This window comes from Pseudomonas sp. P5_B3 (assembly GCF_056400405.1).
The window spans coordinates 35,527-51,758 of record NZ_JBFULI010000043.1 but is presented as its reverse complement, the minus strand read 5'-3'; the positions used below and the strand labels follow the sequence as shown (position 1 = coordinate 51,758).

General features: G+C 61.6%; 19 protein-coding genes and 2 pseudogenes. 4 read left to right on the top strand and 17 right to left on the bottom strand.

What is annotated here, in order from left to right; genetic code table 11:
• The first annotated feature begins 5 nt into the window (after positions 1-5).
• Positions 6-179 (top strand): integrase core domain-containing protein, encoded by a 174-nt coding sequence (locus AC1DRN_RS22345; RefSeq protein WP_477786800.1) that lies wholly within the window; start codon positions 6-8, stop codon positions 177-179.
• A 641-nt stretch (positions 180-820) separates the two neighbouring features.
• Here the strand turns inward: AC1DRN_RS22345 and AC1DRN_RS22340 are convergent.
• The 16 genes and pseudogenes from AC1DRN_RS22340 to AC1DRN_RS22265 all read right to left on the bottom strand — a co-directional run bounded on the left by AC1DRN_RS22340 (position 821) and on the right by AC1DRN_RS22265 (position 12,619).
• On the bottom strand, positions 821-1,360 hold the full coding sequence (locus AC1DRN_RS22340; protein ID WP_223464021.1) for a type II secretion system GspH family protein: 540 nt from the start codon (positions 1,358-1,360) through the stop codon (positions 821-823).
• Complete coding sequence (locus AC1DRN_RS22335; RefSeq protein WP_457266167.1) at positions 1,335-1,709, bottom strand: type II secretion system protein; 375 nt, start codon at positions 1,707-1,709, stop codon at positions 1,335-1,337. Before AC1DRN_RS22335 ends, AC1DRN_RS22340 begins: the two co-directional genes overlap by 26 nt.
• Positions 1,710-1,713: 4 nt before the next feature.
• Positions 1,714-2,187 carry a type II secretion system protein gene (locus AC1DRN_RS22330; RefSeq protein ID WP_223463917.1) on the bottom strand — a complete coding sequence of 158 codons (474 nt, stop codon included), beginning with the start codon at positions 2,185-2,187 and terminating at the stop codon, positions 1,714-1,716.
• A gap of 2 nt (positions 2,188-2,189) precedes the next feature.
• Positions 2,190-4,019 (bottom strand): type II secretion system protein GspD, encoded by a 1,830-nt coding sequence (locus tag AC1DRN_RS22325; protein WP_223463918.1) that lies wholly within the window; start codon positions 4,017-4,019, stop codon positions 2,190-2,192.
• Complete coding sequence (locus tag AC1DRN_RS22320; protein WP_223463919.1) at positions 4,016-4,534, bottom strand: hypothetical protein; 519 nt, start codon at positions 4,532-4,534, stop codon at positions 4,016-4,018. Before AC1DRN_RS22320 ends, AC1DRN_RS22325 begins: the two co-directional genes overlap by 4 nt.
• Positions 4,534-5,082, bottom strand: coding sequence for a type IV pilus inner membrane component PilO (locus AC1DRN_RS22315; RefSeq protein WP_108218005.1), 549 nt, complete (start codon positions 5,080-5,082; stop codon positions 4,534-4,536). The genes AC1DRN_RS22320 and AC1DRN_RS22315 overlap by 1 nt, the downstream gene beginning before the upstream one ends.
• Entirely contained in the window at positions 5,069-5,614 is a 546-nt protein-coding gene (locus AC1DRN_RS22310; protein WP_223463920.1) for a PilN domain-containing protein, read from the bottom strand. The genes AC1DRN_RS22315 and AC1DRN_RS22310 overlap by 14 nt, the downstream gene beginning before the upstream one ends.
• Position 5,615: 1 nt before the next feature.
• Positions 5,616-6,419, bottom strand: coding sequence for a hypothetical protein (locus tag AC1DRN_RS22305; RefSeq protein WP_223463921.1), 804 nt, complete (start codon positions 6,417-6,419; stop codon positions 5,616-5,618).
• Positions 6,400-8,106 (bottom strand): GspE/PulE family protein, encoded by a 1,707-nt coding sequence (locus AC1DRN_RS22300; RefSeq protein ID WP_223463922.1) that lies wholly within the window; start codon positions 8,104-8,106, stop codon positions 6,400-6,402. Before AC1DRN_RS22300 ends, AC1DRN_RS22305 begins: the two co-directional genes overlap by 20 nt.
• An 84-nt stretch (positions 8,107-8,190) precedes the next feature.
• On the bottom strand, positions 8,191-8,724 hold the full coding sequence (locus AC1DRN_RS22295; protein WP_223463923.1) for a response regulator: 534 nt from the start codon (positions 8,722-8,724) through the stop codon (positions 8,191-8,193).
• 222 nt (positions 8,725-8,946) lie between these two features.
• Positions 8,947-9,099, bottom strand: coding sequence for a hypothetical protein (locus tag AC1DRN_RS22290; RefSeq protein WP_223463924.1), 153 nt, complete (start codon positions 9,097-9,099; stop codon positions 8,947-8,949).
• Positions 9,100-9,112: 13 nt separating this feature from the next.
• Positions 9,113-10,396, bottom strand: a complete 1,284-nt coding sequence (locus AC1DRN_RS22285) for an ABC transporter substrate-binding protein (protein ID WP_223463925.1) — start codon at positions 10,394-10,396, stop codon at positions 9,113-9,115.
• 9 nt (positions 10,397-10,405) lie between these two features.
• Positions 10,406-10,708: pseudogene (locus tag AC1DRN_RS22280) on the bottom strand (SCO family protein); the annotation flags it as partial.
• 2 nt (positions 10,709-10,710) lie between these two features.
• Positions 10,711-11,367, bottom strand: a complete 657-nt coding sequence (locus AC1DRN_RS22275) for an SCO family protein (protein WP_223463926.1) — start codon at positions 11,365-11,367, stop codon at positions 10,711-10,713.
• 27 nt (positions 11,368-11,394) lie between these two features.
• Positions 11,395-11,688 (bottom strand): annotated as a pseudogene (locus AC1DRN_RS22270) (hypothetical protein); the annotation flags it as partial.
• A gap of 322 nt (positions 11,689-12,010) precedes the next feature.
• Positions 12,011-12,619 carry a lytic transglycosylase domain-containing protein gene (locus AC1DRN_RS22265; protein ID WP_223463927.1) on the bottom strand — a complete coding sequence of 203 codons (609 nt, stop codon included), beginning with the start codon at positions 12,617-12,619 and terminating at the stop codon, positions 12,011-12,013.
• Positions 12,620-12,814: 195 nt separating this feature from the next.
• Between AC1DRN_RS22265 and gspG the strand changes: the two genes are divergently transcribed.
• The 3 genes from gspG (at position 12,815) to AC1DRN_RS22250 (ending at position 15,158) form a co-directional block, all read left to right on the top strand.
• The gene (gspG, locus tag AC1DRN_RS22260) at positions 12,815-13,249 is read left to right on the top strand and encodes a type II secretion system major pseudopilin GspG (RefSeq protein ID WP_223463928.1); all 435 of its coding nucleotides are present in this window, start codon (positions 12,815-12,817) and stop codon (positions 13,247-13,249) included.
• Between the two features lie 14 nt (positions 13,250-13,263).
• Positions 13,264-14,451: a type II secretion system F family protein gene (locus AC1DRN_RS22255; protein ID WP_477786799.1), complete on the top strand. Its 1,188-nt coding sequence runs from the start codon at positions 13,264-13,266 to the stop codon at positions 14,449-14,451.
• 155 nt (positions 14,452-14,606) lie between these two features.
• A complete protein-coding gene (locus AC1DRN_RS22250; protein ID WP_457266166.1) occupies positions 14,607-15,158 on the top strand; it encodes a hypothetical protein in 552 nt (183 codons plus the stop codon).
• A gap of 82 nt (positions 15,159-15,240) precedes the next feature.
• Here the strand turns inward: AC1DRN_RS22250 and AC1DRN_RS22245 are convergent, their stop codons facing one another.
• Complete coding sequence (locus AC1DRN_RS22245) at positions 15,241-16,137, bottom strand: LysR family transcriptional regulator (protein WP_223463566.1); 897 nt, start codon at positions 16,135-16,137, stop codon at positions 15,241-15,243.
• Positions 16,138-16,232 lie beyond the last annotated feature (95 nt).

Genomic DNA, 16,232 nt, shown 5'->3' with positions numbered 1-16,232 from the left:
CCCCGATGGAGCGTTTCTTTGGGAGCCTTAAATCAGAGTGGGTGCCAGAAGATGGCTACAACTCTGAGCATGAAGCCCGCATAGACGTGCAACGCTACGTGATGCGTTACAACAACGTCAGGCTCCATAGCTACAACGGCTATCGTTCACCGGTAGCTATGGAAAAACTGGCGGCATGAAAACCGTAACTGGTGTCCAAAATTAGTTGACCAGTTCAAGCTCGCTCCCACAGGGACCGGGGACATCCGTAAAACTCTGGTCGGCTATCAAGCCGCCATCGCGAGCAGGCTCGCTCCTACAGTTGATCCGGGTATGCCTGCGAGAGATTGGTCGGCTGGCAGGCCGCCATCGCGAGCAAGTCGGATCGCCGCACCGTCGCTCCCACAGAAGAGCAAAAGCAGATCGGCGTACATCCACGCTCTTCACCACTCAACAGGCCGAGCGTTAGCTCGCCTGCAGCTTTTGATCTTGATCCACCCGCCCCCTCGGGAGGCTGAGTGGAGGTGTTCATCCGGGGATTGGCGCGCAGCGCCGTTCGACGCAGTCGAACTCATTGCATGTAGGTCGAAGCGATGCCGACCGGAGGGCAATGCCCCCGGATGAATGCCGGAGCGAAGGAACCCCGAGCCTCAGCGAGGGGCCGGACGTAAGGGGCGAGACTTTTTGGTTCCTTTTGTGTCGTTCGGTGCGTTTGACAAAAGGGACCCGCCGTCAGAGCGAAACCCTAAGCGGCCGTTACCGCAGGAATGGATATGTACTCAGTCAGCAAAACATAGGTCGGCTGTCAGGCCGCCTTCGCGAGCAAGCTCGCGAAGGCCATTCAAGGCTGCAATGCCTGAGGCGAGGTGGACGGGTCTTTCGGCGGCCCGCCGGAATCTTCGAGGGAGACTTTCTCGGCCACGAACTGCCAGTCCTTGTAGCTGGCCATGCCGTTGAAGTCCGACCACTCGCTGGGAAAATTCACCTGCTTGAGCGGCTTCTCTGTGGACGGGCAGTACACACCGCTGATCCGTCCGTCGATACCGCGTATCAGCTCCCATTCGCCACCTGTCATCGGCTCCGGGTACAACCGCCGGATATGGTGCCTGGCCGTCGGGAAACGCTCGTCCTGCAACAGGTCCGCCAGCTCTTTCGGGTACTGGGCCACACCGGGCGAACTGCGGTAATAGCTGCGCAGCGCCTGGGCATATTGCGTACCGGCCCAGAGCAACTGGTTTTCGCGATCGCGGCGCGCAGCGGTGGCCCACAATTCGCCGGCACTGGCCAGGCCCAGGCCCATCACGACGATCAGAAACAGCACACCCAGGTAGGTAAAGCCATCCTGACCCGATGGCTTACCACTCGGAATAAAGGCTGCCATCTCGCGCCCTCCCGCCGGCCCCACTCTTGATATCGGCCACCCCGCCCGCCACGCCATCCGGTGGCGCGACTATGACCCAGGTGTCCTTGCGCTCGGAAATCGGGTCCAGCGGCTGGCTTCGCAGGTAGCGCAGTTCGACCAGCTGTTCGATGGAGTCCGGATAACGCCCGGTGTCTCCATAGTAGTGATCCAGCGCCTCGCGCATGGACGACAGGCTCTGGTGCAAGGTGGTCTCTTTGGAGGCCTCCAGGCTGTTGAAGTAGCGTGGCAAGGCGATCGTCATCAGGGTCGCGATGATTGCCATGACCACCATCAGTTCAATGAGGGTAAAACCCTTTTGCCGACGCATAGGCTCACCACTCTCGGTAGGCGATGCCGTTGAGACCCTTGCCCCGGGCCTTGGAGTAAACGTCATAGACGTCCTGGCCCTCCCGCGGGCTCTCAGCGGAACTGTCATAGGAACGCAGGCCCCAGCCACCTCCGTCATCACGCTTGACGGTTGCCAGCGGGTCACGGGGGATGCGCCGCAGGAAATAGAACTTGGCACCCTTGGCGCTGCGCACGTCACGCACACCATCGACCAGCACATTCAGGTTCGGCGGGTAGCCGTTGCTGTCGAGCGACTTCTCGATGTAGCCGGCGTCGAAGGCGCGTTTGTAGGCATCGATGCCATCGCGGATCTGGTACAGCGCGGTCCGCAGTTCCTGCTCTTTGCCCCGGCGTACCACCGTCTCGGTCAGCGGTGCGGCCATGCCGGCCAGCAGGCTGACCAGGGCGAGCGTCACCACGACTTCGATCAGGCTGAAACCGCGTTGTGAGGCGTTCATGATCAAGGCTTCCCAACAGTAACGGTGGTGGCGATCGGTGCGCTCATGGGGCCGGTCTGAACCGTCGTGCTGCTCATCGAGCGGTCCGGTGCCTGGATGTGCATGCTGGTTTCGGTACCGGTCGGGAATTCCATGTCGGACGGGCTCTGGTACGGCAGGTTGCGCACGATCCGCGGGGTGATCGACAGCACCAGTTCGGACTTGCTGACGTCGTCCTTGTTGCTGCCGAACAGGCGACCCAGGCCGGGAATGTCGCCCAGGCCCGGGATCTTGTTGCCGGTGGCGCCGTGGTCGTTGCGCACCAGCCCGGCGAGGATCTGGGTTTCGCCGTCATGCAGACGCAAGGTGGTCTGGGCGTTGCGGGTATCGACCTGGACCGGAATGGTGCCCTGAGCGGTCGGCGTCAGCGGCGTGGCGTTACTGACTTCCAGCGCGATCTTGATCGCCACTTCGTTGTTCAGGTGCACGATGGGCTGCACTTCGAGCTTGAGACCGACGTCGAGGTAGGTCACGCTTTCGGTGATCACCGGACCCTGGGTCGAAGGCACCGAGGTGGCGCTGATGATTGGCACACGCTGACCGATGTGGATACGCGCCTGTTCGCGGTTACTCACCCGGATCACCGGGCTGGCCAGGGTGTTGACGTCTTTGTCCTGGGCGTTGATCTGGGCCTGCGGCGATGGCGAGATGGTAATCCGGCCGGAATTGATGCCCTTGAGCTGATCGAGAATGGTCACTGGCGAGCCGTCGCTGTTGATCACACCGAAGGTGTTGGGCCATTGCAGGCCAAGGTCGAGAATGCGTTGGCGGGCGACTTCCATCACTTCCACTTCCAGCACCACTTCCGGGTTGGACTGGTCCTGCGATTGCAGGAGCTTTTCCGCCATGCGCACCGCGTCACCGGTATCGCGCATGGTCAGGGTATTGAGGCGCTCGTCAACGAACACGTCGCGGGTCTTGAGCATGGTCTTGATCATGTTCAGCGCCGTGTTGGCATCGATGCTGGTCAGGTAGAAGGTGCGCATCACCAGCTCCTGATAGTCCTTGAGCTTCTGTGGTGAGTCCGGGTAGATCAGCAAGGTGTTTTCATTCACCACTTTCTGATGCAACTGGTTCTGTTGCAGCAACAGTTCCACGGCGTCTTCGATACGCACCTCACGGACGAAGATGGTGGCTTTCATGTCCGGGCGCAGGTCCTTGTCGAAGATGAAGTTCAGGCCGGCGACCTGGGACAGCACTTCGAAAATGGTTTTCAGGTTGGCGTCGCGAAATTCCAGGGTCACCGGCCGGTCCAGGCGTGTACGCAACTGCGGGTACGGCACCACGTTGCGGCTCTGCACCAGGCGGATGCTGTCTTGCAGTTCCAGGGCGCCGTCGTTCTTCGGGTCCAGTTCGAGAATCTGTTTGACTTGGCGGTCGGCACCGTAGATGTCACCGCGACGCAGGTCGCTACGGGCCAGTTCGAGTTTCTCGTCCATGCTGCGCAGGTAGTCGAGCTGACGCAGGGAATCCTGGGCACGGCGGTTGTTCGGTTCAATGTTCAAGACCCGGCTGTAAGTCATGCGGGCCCCGGCGAAATTACGCTGGGCCCGGTCCATGTCTGCCTGGGTCAGCAGCGCCGTCACGGCGCGGGCCCGACCGCTGTTAAGGGCCATGTGCAAATCGGTATCGCGAGGGTTTTCACGCAATCCCTGTTCGATGCGGGCCAGACCGGCTTCGTACTGGCCGGATTCCATCAGGGCGGAAGCTTCGTCCCTGGCGATCTGCGCCGAACTGCACGCGGCCAGCCCTGCACAGAGACACAGGCTCATCAGCAAACGGGATTTGTTCATTCCGTACTCCCCACAGACAAGGTCTGCACTAAATGCAGAGGTAGGTAGACCAGGCTCAGTTCCTCATCGGAAATCCGCTCGATCCGCCAGGTTTCGTCGATGACATCCCCTTTGCGCACGACGTATATTTTTTCGCCGTTCTGCAAAAACACCTGCAGATCGGAACGGTCATCCAGCCTGCCGACAAACTGGAAGGGCAACGGCGGTGCAGTGGGGACTTGCACCACCGGCGCCGCGACGACCGGTTGTTCAGTGACGGTGCCCGGGACCGCCGCCGCTTTCCAGCTGCGGGCGGCGAACAAATCGCCTGCCGGGCTCAGGTCCTTGATCGGCGCTTGCGCCGCGGCGCTCGATGCAGCCGACGATGCGCCTGGGGCATTGCCCTTGGCTGGCGTGGCTACGGTGGCCACCACAGGGTCACTGTCGTCAGCCTGTTTTAAGAATTCGGGGAACCAGGCCAGCGCTGCCGCTACAGCGAAGAACGCGACCCAACCCACCACTCGCTTGGTATTCATCATGACCTCGACAGGTAAAGGGTCATGCGGATCCGCCCGGTCAGTTCGGTATCGGCGATTTTCTTGCGCTGAAACTCCACATCCTCCAGTACCACCGCCGGCAACTGGCCGAGCAAGGCGTGCAGGAAGCGCCGCAGTTGCGGATAGCTGCCACGTACCGGCAGCAGAATCTGATAACGGGCCAGGTGTGTCTTGGGGTCCACGCCCAGAGAGTATTCACCCCGGGACAAGGTGATGCGCTCCTGAGCAGCCAGGGCGTAGATCTTGTCGATGGCCACGGTGGCCTGAGGCTGGGACGGCAACTTGCTGCGGAAATCGTCGAGCTGGCGCTGCGGCACCACCGGCGCAGCCACGGTGCCGTCTTCGACCTTGGCCAGATACTCGGTAGCCTCGCGAGTCTGCTGGCTGAGGCTTTGCAGCGACTCCCAGTCCGGCAGCAACCCGACCAGGCCATAGCTCAGCGCCAGTACCAGCATGGCCAACCCTGCCAGCCCCGGAACGCCCAGGCCTTGCAGGTATTCGTGGACGATCAATTTATGGATTTGCATCGCCGATCTCCCAGGTAGCCGACAGGTTGAACTGCACCGGGTGTTCCGGCACGTTGGCGACAATTTCGTGGCTCAGCAGCGACACGTCGGACAACTCGTCGCTGGCTTCGAGACGGCGGTGGAAATCGAGCATGGCCTCCAGGTCCAGCGCCTCGGCGCTGATCCGCACCTGGCCTTTGCGGGCGTCCGGGGTCAGGGTCAGCAGGGCAATGTTGTCCCGCGGCATGGCTTCGAGGGTGGCGAACAAACGTTCCCAGGGACGGCGCAACTGCTGGGAGACCTTGCGCATTTCGGCCAGGTTCTGCGCCTGCTCGCGGATTTGCGCCGGGGTCAGGCTGAGCTTGCTGCCGGTATCGCCGGTGAGCACCCGCTGCGTGGTTTGCAGGTGGCCTTGCTGTTGTTCGGCCTCGTTGCTCAGGTGCTGTTGCACCAGAATGCACGTGAGTGTCAGCACCATGCCACCCGCCAGCAGGCTCCAGCCCAAGGGACCTGCGCGACGGCGCGGCTGAAAGTCGAGCATCAGGGGGCGCATGTCAGGCCACCGCCCGAGACATGACGTACAGGCAATCGCGAACGGCTGTCCGGTCTTCTTCGAGGTTGCGCAGATGCACACCGGGCACGTCGGGAGGCGAATCAATGCGCGCCGGTGCATGCAGGTAGACATTCAAAGGTCGTTCGCTCGAGCAAGCCTGCAACTGGTTTTCACGGCCGATCAACGCAGTCAGCGCGGCATCACTGTCGCTGCTGCCCACCGAACGCACCGAGGCCCAGCGCCCTTCCCGGGCCAGCAGCAAAACGCTGCGTACCGGTTCGGCGACCACGAACAGGAAGTCCCCGGCATCAAAGCTTTTATCGAAATGGTTGAACGCCGCCATCAGGTACGGCTGCACCGAACGCAGGCGCAATCCGCGCGCGCTGACCAGGGTGCGCAGGCGTTCGAGCAAGTCCTGGGGCAGCGCGGTGGCGATGCGGTCGTAACCGGCGGGCTCAGGCGAGAGCACCAGGCTCCAGGGTTGCGTCGGGGCACCGTAGAGGTCTTCGAAACACAGTTGGGCGAAGCCGAGCAATTCGGCCGGGCTGCTGATCTGCTCACTCCAGGGCACCAGGCAATAGCGGCTGAAGTGCCCGGAGATCACCACGGTCAGTTCCGCCCTGGCAACGGTGTGATCGGCCAGCAAATGGTCGAGGGTGTCCAGAGCCACCGTCCAGGCCTGGAAGCCTTCGTCGATGTAACCGACGCTGCCCAGCCAACGGGTTGCACTGCCTTGCCGTTGTCCCAGACCAACACCGCTGGCGCCAAGCACGGCGACGAATTGCTCACGAGACAAAAGTGACACGATTGATCTCCTCGAGAGTGGTCCGGCCTTGTTCCACCATCTCCAGCGCCGACTCGCGCAACAGGCGCAAGCCACGTTTGCAGGCATGGGCCTTGATTTTCGAAATAGGTTGGCGCTCGACGATCATTTGCCGCAGTTCGTCGTCCAGGTGCAGCAGCTCGGCAATCGCGCTACGCCCGCGATAACCGGTGCCCCGGCAATGCCCGCAGCCCTTGCCGTGGACGAACCGGTAATGAGCGACCTTGTGCCGATCAAGCCCCGAGACCTCCAGCTCTTCTTCTGTCGGGCTGTAAGGACTGCTGCAACTGGTGCAGACCAGGCGGATCAACCGCTGGGCCAACACGGCATTGAGTGCCGAGACCAGGCTGTAGGGGTCGATTTCCATCTGGGTGAAACGGCCGATCACGTCGAACACGTTGTTGGCGTGAATGGTGGTGAACACCAGGTGACCGGTGAGCGCCGATTGCACGGCGATCTGTGCGGTGTCCGGGTCACGGATTTCACCGACCATGATCTTGTCCGGGTCATGGCGCAGGATCGAGCGCAGGCCCCGGGCGAACGTCAGGCCTTTCTTCTCGTTGACGGGGATTTGCAGCACGCCCGGCAGTTGATACTCCACCGGGTCTTCGATGGTGATGATCTTGTCCACGCCGTGGTTGATCTCGGTGATCATCGCGTACAGGGTGGTGGTCTTGCCGCTACCGGTAGGCCCGGTCACCAGCACCATGCCATAGGGTTCGGCGGCCAGCCGGCGCAGCTGGCGCAGGGTTTCTTCTTCAAAGCCCAGGGCCTGCAATTGCACGCCACAGACCTTGTCGGCGAGGTCCTGTTTGTCGAGCACCCGCAGCACCGCGTCTTCGCCGAAAATGCTCGGCATGATCGACACCCGGAAGTCGATCTGCCGGCCTCTGATGCCGATCTTGAAGCGACCATCCTGAGGCACGCGTTTTTCGCCGATGTCCAGTTCGGCCATGATCTTGACCCGGGAAATCACCTGCTCGGCGAACTCGCTGCCCTGGATCTTGCTGATGTTGTTGAGCACGCCGTCGATCCGGTACTTGATGACCAGACCGCTGCCGGTGGTGCCGAGGTGGATGTCGCTGGCGTGCATTTTCAGCGCGTCGTACAGGGTCGAGTTGACCAGTTTGACCACCACGCTGGAATCTTCGCTGATGCTGGTCAGGGACAGGCTTTGCAGGTTATCGATCTCGGCGCCGGCGTCGCTCTGGGCGTTGAGCGACTCCACCGCATGGAAGCTTTCTTCGTGACGCGCCAGATAGGCCTTCAGGTCATCGGCATGCACCAGGTACAGCGGCGCGCCTTGCAGGCATTCATCGATCCAGGCCAGGCGCGCACTGTCGAAGGGGTCGGCGAACGCACCGATGACCGCATCGTTATGACGCAGCAGGATGAATTCGCGCTTGAGGCATTGGGCCAGGGTCACCCGGTCGAACACCGGCGTGGATTTGAACAGGCTGTCGGTGTCGAGCACCGGATAGTGCAAGGTGACGCCCAGGCACTGGATGAAGGGCATGGGAGCCAGCTCACTCGACGCTGCGAGGGCATCGAGCATCCGCTCGCCGGAACTGGTCGCCAGGGCCCGGGCCTGGGCCAGTTGTTCACTGGTGAAGCGAGTCGGTACACATTCCGGTTGCGCCGGTTCTATTGCAAGGGATAGACGGTCCATGGCTTGCTCTCCAACGCCCGGGGCTTTGAGCCCTGTCGGCGCGGCGAGCCATTTCGGCGGGGGCCGGAACGTCCTGTCGCGCCACTACTCCCCGGTGAGCAATTGTTCGTCGTCCGGTGCCATGGAGGCCGATGTGTTTTTTCGGCGATCTGCAAGCACCCAACTACCATCGTACAACTGCAGCGGGAAACTTTCGGTCTTGCTCTGGCGTCGTTCGACGAACCCTTCGCAAGTGCTCACACCCGATTTGGGGTCGCGCCGCCGGCCCAGAAGATCAAGCACTGCACGGGCCAACTCCGCCAATGGAAAGGGTTTGAACAGGATATGGCTGACTCCCATTTGCCGGGCCCGCTCGCAGACTTCTGCGGTGGGATGCCCTGTGATCAGCACAAAATGACAAATCCTGTTCTGGCGGACGACATCGAGCACCTGAAAGCCTTCCATATCGGGCAAGCGGTAATCGAACACCATCACATCGGGTGCGAAATCGTCGGCTTCAGCGATTCCTTGCGCACCGTCGTGGGCAATCCGGACTTCCAGCGCTTGCGCCTGCAGGTAACCCTGGAGGTTTTCCGCCAGCAACTGTTCGTCATCAACAACCAGTACTTTGTTTAACAAGGTGGACTCCTTGAAACCTCAGGTCCGGGTTTGAACCTGGCTGAGTGCACGCCTTGACAGGGCTTATGCACACTTCACGCCAGGCTGGGCGCCGGTATTTTCAGGTCTTCATGTCCTTGAATTTAAAAACAATGCCTTCTTGTACAGTCATTCCATCCCCCAAAAACGGGGAAAGCGACCGGATTGGTATTGTCGTTTTTTCCCCAACGTTGGGGAAAACCCCTATTCATCGTCAATTCGCTCGATTCGATTGCGCAAGCGCAATGGCGCCAATGACTTCGTCCCGGTTAAGCGTAGCCGCGCGGCTTCGACAGTGGAAGTGTCTGCACCGGGCACCCACAACGGCAGCGGGACCTGCAAAGTGTTGAGTTTCATGATCGGCCTCCGGTCAGGGCGTTGCAGCAACGGGTTTATAGGGGGCGACCAGATAGAAACGCTGGCCCGGCAGATCCACCGTGACGATATGGGCACCGCTCAATCCCTGGCGCCGGCCAGGACCAAAGCTGATCAGTGGCGTCAGCCCGGTATCGAAGTCATGCAGGCCTTCCAGGGCACTGACCAGTTTCTCGCGGCTGGCATCCCGACCGGCCTGCTTCATGCCTTCGCTGAGCAGCATCATCGAGCTGAACGCGCCCACTTGCAGCACCGCGTGCTGGCCGCCGAGACCCTGCTGTTCGCGTAACCGGGTCAAGGCCAGGCGCCCGGCCAGGGTCCAGTCGCTGGGCACGAACGGATAGGCCAGGAACACCCGCCGGGAAAATCCGTCGGGCACCTGCATCAGATTGCCCGCCACCTGGTTCGAGGCGGCGAACAGGTAAGGTACCTGCCCCGCCGTTTGCAAGCGCTCGGCCAGTAGACTGAAGCCGCTGCTGCTGCCCAGGTAAAACACCGAGCGCGAGCCCAAGGGCAAATCATCCCTGGTCGGGTCGTAGGCTTGCAGACGCACCTTTTGCCAGGCGTGCCCCTGCAAGTACTGGCTGAGTTCCTGCGCCGCCAGCCGTTGGCCGGAGTCGTCCGGATAGGCGATCAGCGTCGGCCCCTGCAGAACCCGCAGGCTGGCACCGGCGTAGTCGGCCAGGGCGATCAATTGCTCGCGAAGCCCCGGCAGCGGTTCGAATATCTGCCGGCTGGTGTGGGGCGTGCCCTGCAAGGACAGCGGCCCGATCAGAGGGATGCCGGCCCGCTCCAGACGTACGGCGAGGTCCACATCCAATGCCGGCGCCAGCGGTGCAATCAGGGCAAATACCTGTTCTTCATCGATCAACCGGTCCAGCGCCTTTTCGGCACTGACGCGGTCGGCGCCGGGGTCGAGGATGGTCAGGCGCAACTGCCGGCCATGAATGCCGCCCGCCGCGTTGATACGCGCCACGCAGCCGTTAAGCACCGCCGCCACCGTGGCACCCTCCTCGCTCAATGGCCCGGAGGCCGGCAACAACGTACCCAGGTACAGACTGTCGGGAGTCAGGCCCGGATCGCGGTCTTCGGCCAGGCGCTTGGCCGGCAGCACCCTGTTCGATGCGCCGCCCCAGGCCATGATCGGTTCGCTGCTGGCGGACACGCCTTCGCGGTACAACCGCTTGCCGGCACTTTCGCTGAGACTCAGCGGCAGCGCCTGGGCACTGAGCGCGATGCTGCCCAAGAGCAGCAGGCCAAGGACGAGGGCAGTATTCATGGCCGTGGCTCAGCGACCGGCCACGGGCATTGTCAGCCACTGCAAGCGCTGGACAATGGCGGCTGCCGGAGCATCGGGACGGATTTTGCTCCAGCGCTTGTTCGCCACGTCACCGACGATCGACTGGGTGGAGTGTTGCTCGGGGGCCGGCACGATCTGGCCGATACGACCCAAGACAAGGTCCATTTGCGCCTTGTCGCCGGTAAGAAAAAACCAGTGGGGCTCATCGACGCCCTGTTTCAAGGTGTAAGCCTTGAGTACCGCCGGGGTGTCCCGCAGCGGATCACTGGTAAGGGAGATAAAGGTGATGCCGCTCATGGCTGATGCTCCATGGCGATGGCGGTGTGCTTGGCGTGGACGTTGCGTTCACCACTGAGCTTCTCGACGGCCCGGGCCAGCTCCGTCGGGTCGGTGAAACCGTAGTAGCGGGTCCAGAAACGGTTGTTGCCGTCCCCCACCAGAATCAGCGGCGAGTGGTTCTCGATGTCACCGCTGTAAGCGCCCAGGCCCATGAGGGTGGCAGTGACCGACTGCGGCGAGCCGGTCAGCCAGCTCCAGCCCGGCCCCTGCTGGAAGGTGCGGGCGTAGTCGTTCAGGCGTTGGGGATCATCACGCTGCGGGTCGATGCTGATCGACACCAGTTGTACCTCGGTGCCGACCCGCGCGCCCAACTGTTTCTGCACCTTGCCCATGATCGAGGACACCACCGGGCAGACCGTGGTGCAGCTGGTGTAGATGAAGCCCATGACCACGATCTTGTTGCTCACCAGGTCTTTTTCCAGGCTGACGACCTTGCCGTCCTGGTCCAGCAGGGTCACGTCGGCAAACTTGATCCGGGCGGTCTCCGGGTTGGCCTTTTTGGCCGCCATGTCGTGCCCGGTGTGCTCGTCCGCCAAGTGAGCCAGCGCCTGGCCGATACCGAAGGCCAACAGGCCGAACGTCAGCAGACTGCGATGCGCGTATCGGTTCATGTCAGCTTCCTCTCAGTGGGTATCGCCGGGAATGACCCGAACACCCGGCGCGACGCCAGACAAGGGTTGACCGGAGGCTTTGTCCGACACTCGAAATTGCACGTCGGCAATGCCGCCCTCACGCAGTACGCCGTCCTTGGCCAGGGGCTTTACATCCAGGGCCACCGAAATCCCGTCACGTTCCAGCGTCCGGGCGCTCCAGGTGTCGGGCAAGGTGATTTCGTTGAGCGCAGTCGGGGGCGCAGTCCGCCATACCCCGAACCCGATCAAGGCCATCCCGAGCATCACCGCGCTGCCAGCGATTGTGGTGGTCCTGTCCATAACAACACTCCTCTCTACCGATCTGTTCCTGTCTTGCCCGACCCTTGTGGAAGCGAGCTTGCTCCCACAGGGGGGTAAGCAAATCAATCAGGGACGGAGCGTGGGATATGCCGATCATGAACTCGGGCCTCATTGCGGGTTATCAGGGAACACCTCTCGACAAGTTGTCCGCAGCAATCCGCATGCCATAAAAAATCACCTTATTAATCAGCTGGATACATTCACGATTTGATAAACGGGGGATATTCCCCACCCGAACCCCCATTTCCTCGCCGGGACCACCACTCCCCACTATTGGGGAAAACCACCCTCTGGGTCTCGATCACAGCGGCGCATCCGCGGACAACCCCTGTAAAAGCCGATAGTGGTTCAGCACGTTGGGCACATAACGCTGGGTTGTGGCGAACGGCGGGATCCTGTTGCCCCGGCTGATCACCGCTTGCGGGCCGGCGTGATAGGCCGCCACGGCGAGGCGGATATCGTTGTCGAACATCGTCATCAGGCTCTTGAGATAGCGGGCGCCGCCCTGGATGTTGGCCTTGGGGTCGTAGGCGTTGGTCACCCCCATTTCGCGGGCGAGGGCGGGCATCAACTGCATCAGTCCGCGAGCGCCCTTGGGTGAGGTAGCACGGGCGTTGTAGCCGGACTCAGTCTTGATCACTGCATGCAGCAGCGCCGCCGGTAGTTCGTTGGCCGTGGCCGCCGCCAACACCAGCTCGGCGTAGGGTTGCGCGGCGATCATCTGCGGTTGCTGGTCGAGGCTGACCACCGTCGCATCAGGCTCATGGATCACCCGTTCATAGTGGCGTCCGGGGCGATGGACATTGGACAGGACATAGTTGCCCTTGGCGTCCAGGGAAACGAACACATCAGCCTGTGCGGCACTGGCGAGCGCGAGTAATCCGAGCAATCCTGCGGTGATGGCTTTCATTGTTTTGCCTCCCCTGCCCGGCCCCGAAAAATGGGGGTATTGCCCCAATGGCCGGTAGTAAAATAGCCATACGCAAGCACTGTGCCGTAAGTGAAAAGGCCCGTAGCACAGGGGGTGCAGACGGATGTCCAGTCATGTGCATGGCAATTGCATGCGCCTGTATAGAGACTCTGCTGTCGACTGAGGGAGGTCATCATGCATCAGCGACTGCGTTATGCCCGGCGCCCCCAAATTGGGTTCACCCTGCTCGAACTGTTGGTGGTGCTGGTGGTGCTGGGACTGTTGGCCGGCATCGTGGCGCCGAAGTATTTCGCCCAACTGGGTCGCTCCGAAGTGAAAGTGGCCAGGGCGCAAATAGAAGGTTTGAGCAAAGCCCTGGACCTTTACCGCCTGGAGGTCGGCCACTACCCGTCGACCGAACAGGGCTTGCAGGCGCTGGTCACCGCCCCTGCCGACGAACCGCGCTGGACCGGCCCGTACCTGCAGAAAAAAATCCCGCAAGACCCCTGGGGCCACAACTACAGCTATCGCTATCCCGGTGAAAACAGCGAGTACGACCTGTTGTCCCTGGGTAAGGACGGACAGCCCGGCGGCGAAGGCGAGAACGCCGAAGTCACCAACTGGAACTGACGGGAATGGCGACCATGCGCTTTCATCTCAAAGCCGTCGGCAAGGCCGGTGTCGTCTCAATGACCGTCGAGGCGCCGGGGCACAGCGAAGCCAGGCGCATCGCCGAAGACCAGGGCCTGCGAGTCGTCAGCCTGCACGCCGAGCGACATTGGCGGGCCTTGCGCCTGCACAAGCGCGAGACCTTCAACCTGGTATTGTTCAGCCAGGAACTGACCACATTGCTCAACGCCGGCCTGCCGTTGATCGATGCGCTGGAAAGCCTGGCTGAAAAGGAAAACGCGCCACAAGCCCGCAAGACCCTGAGCGAGCTGGTGYGCTTGCTGTACGAGGGCAAATCGTTTTCCCAGGCCCTGAGCCAGATGTCGGCCGTTTTCCCGCCTTTGTACGTGGCGCTGGTGCAGTCCAGTGAGAAGACCGGCGCCGTGGGCGATGCCCTGGGCCGGTATGTCAGCTATCGCCAGCGCATGGACGAGGTTCGCCAGAAGATCGTCAGCGCATCGATCTACCCCATGCTGTTGCTGGTGGTGGGCGGTGGCGTGGTGTTGTTTTTGATGGGCTACGTCGTACCGCGCTTCAGCCTGGTATTCGAAGGGCTGGGGTCGAACCTGCCGTGGATGTCGCAAATCCTGATGAGCAGCGGCATGTTCCTGCACACCCACCAGGGCGAATTCTTTGGTGGCTTGCTGGCCATCATCGTCGCTCTCGCCCTGCTCCAGCGCCAACCGGCCTTTCGTCGGGGGCTGGACCGCCTGATCGAAAAACTCCCCGCGGTGCACCAGCGCATCTTCATGTATGAACTGGCGCGCTTCTACCGTTCGCTAGGCATACTGCTGCAAGGCGGCATTCCCCTGGTCACCGCCATGGGCATGGTCCGTGGCTTGCTCAGCATCGCCTCCCGCGCGCGCCTGGACCAGGCCTGCGACCGGGTGCGCGAAGGGCAATCGCTTTCTACCGCGCTGGAACTCAATCACCTGGTGACTCCGGTATCCCTGCGCCTGCTGCGCGCCGGCGAACAGTCCGGCAACCTCGGACAAATGATGGAGCGCAGCGCCGACTTCTACGACGAAGAAATCGGCCGCTGGATCGAATGGTTCGTGCGGCTGTTCGAACCTCTGCTCATGACCTTCATCGGCCTGTTGATCGGGGTGATCGTGATCCTGATGTACATCCCGATTTTTGAACTGGCCTCGAGCATTCACTGACCTTATGGAGCAGGGCCGCGCTGCCCGTTGCATCTTTTCAACCTCCCATTGAATAAACCAGTCCGTCGAGGTGTTTAACAAGTTCCCATGGGAAAAAAGCAGCACATTGCAATGTTCATCCACGTTCCAATCTGAATTAGAAGACGGAGAACGACATGCTCATCAATAAGCTTTTACTGGCAGTAGCTATTGGCGCGGTTCTGTCGGCGTCTACCGTATTGATTCCGGACAGCCTGTCCGGGGTATCCAGTGCTCAGGCCAAGGAAGGGGGTAGTGGCGGTGGCGGTGGCGGAAGTGGCGGTAGTGGTGGTGGCGGCGGTAGTGGCGGTGGCGGCGGTAGTGGCGGCGGTGGCGGTAGTGGCGGCGGCGGTGGAAGTGGCGGAAGTGGCGGCGGTAGTGGTGGCAGCGGCCATAGCGGCGACCATGGCAGCAACAGCGGTCATGGCAGTGCCAACAGCGGTTCGAGCCACTCCGGAACGGCCTCGTCCTCAGGACGCAGCGGCACCCATGATGAGCCTGGGGATGACCGTGGCGTCCATGCCAATGGCGAGCCCGGCGATGACCGTGGCGTCCATGCCAATGGCGAACCCGGCGATGACCGTGGTGTCCATGCCAATGGCGAACCCGGTGATGACCGTGGCGTTCATGCCCAGCCCGGCGATGATCGTGGCGCCCATGCCGAGCCCGGCGATGACAAGAGGACCTGATCCCCGCTGACCCCATACAACACAAACCCTGTGGGAGCGAGCTTGCTCCCACAGGTTCGTTTGAGTCGGGTACTCCGCGTTTCTACAACCCACCCTCAACCCGATCCAGCCGTTCGCGCAAAAATTCAACCAGCGCCTGCACCGGCCGCGAACTCTGCCGATGTTGCGGATAGACCGCAGACAACGTCAGCGGCTCCGGCCTGAAATCCTCCAGCACTTCCACCAGCCTTCCATCCTTCAGCGCCGAACCGACAATGAACGTCGGCAAATAGGTGATCCCCAGCCCGGCGATCGCTGCGTCCTTGAGCAGTTCACCGTTGTTGACCCGCATCCGCCCGCTGACATTGACGCTCAATGGCTTGCCCTGCCCCGCAAAACGCCATTGCACCTGACGACCATGGCCGTACGGCAGGCAGTCGTGTCCGTGCAAATCTTCAGGCTTGAGCGGTGTGCCGCGTTCGACCAGGTACGCGGGGCTTGCGCAGTACACCCGTGCAATGGAGGCAATGCGTCGGGCGATCAGCGTCGAGTCTTCCAATGTGCCAATGCGCAATGCCAGGTCGTAACCTTCACCGAGCAAATCCACAGGGCGGTCACTCAAATCCATCTCCACCGTCACGTCGCGATAGCGCTGCAAAAACACCGGCAACAGGCACCCCAGATGCGCCAGTGCGAACGACAGCGGCGCACTCACACGAATGGTCCCCCGTGGTTCGGTGGTCTGGCCGGCGATGCCCTGCTCCACTTGTTCGACTTCGCTGAGCAGGCGCAAGGCTGACTCGTAATAGCTTTGCCCCAGCGGCGTGACATCCAGTCGCCGGGTCGAGCGATTGAGCAAGCGCACACCCAAGCGCTCTTCGAGTTGCATCAAGCGGCGGCTGACAAACTGCTTGGACAGGCCCAGTTGATCGGCGGCCGCCGTGAAACTGCCGGAGTCCATCACCTGGCAAAAAATACGCATATCTTCGAAGGGGTTCATTGTCACTTCCCGGTTGACAGTTAAACACTTTATAGCCGCTTTTTCGCTTCCAGGCACCCTATTAATCTGTGTTCACGGTGTTGCTGAAGCCTGAA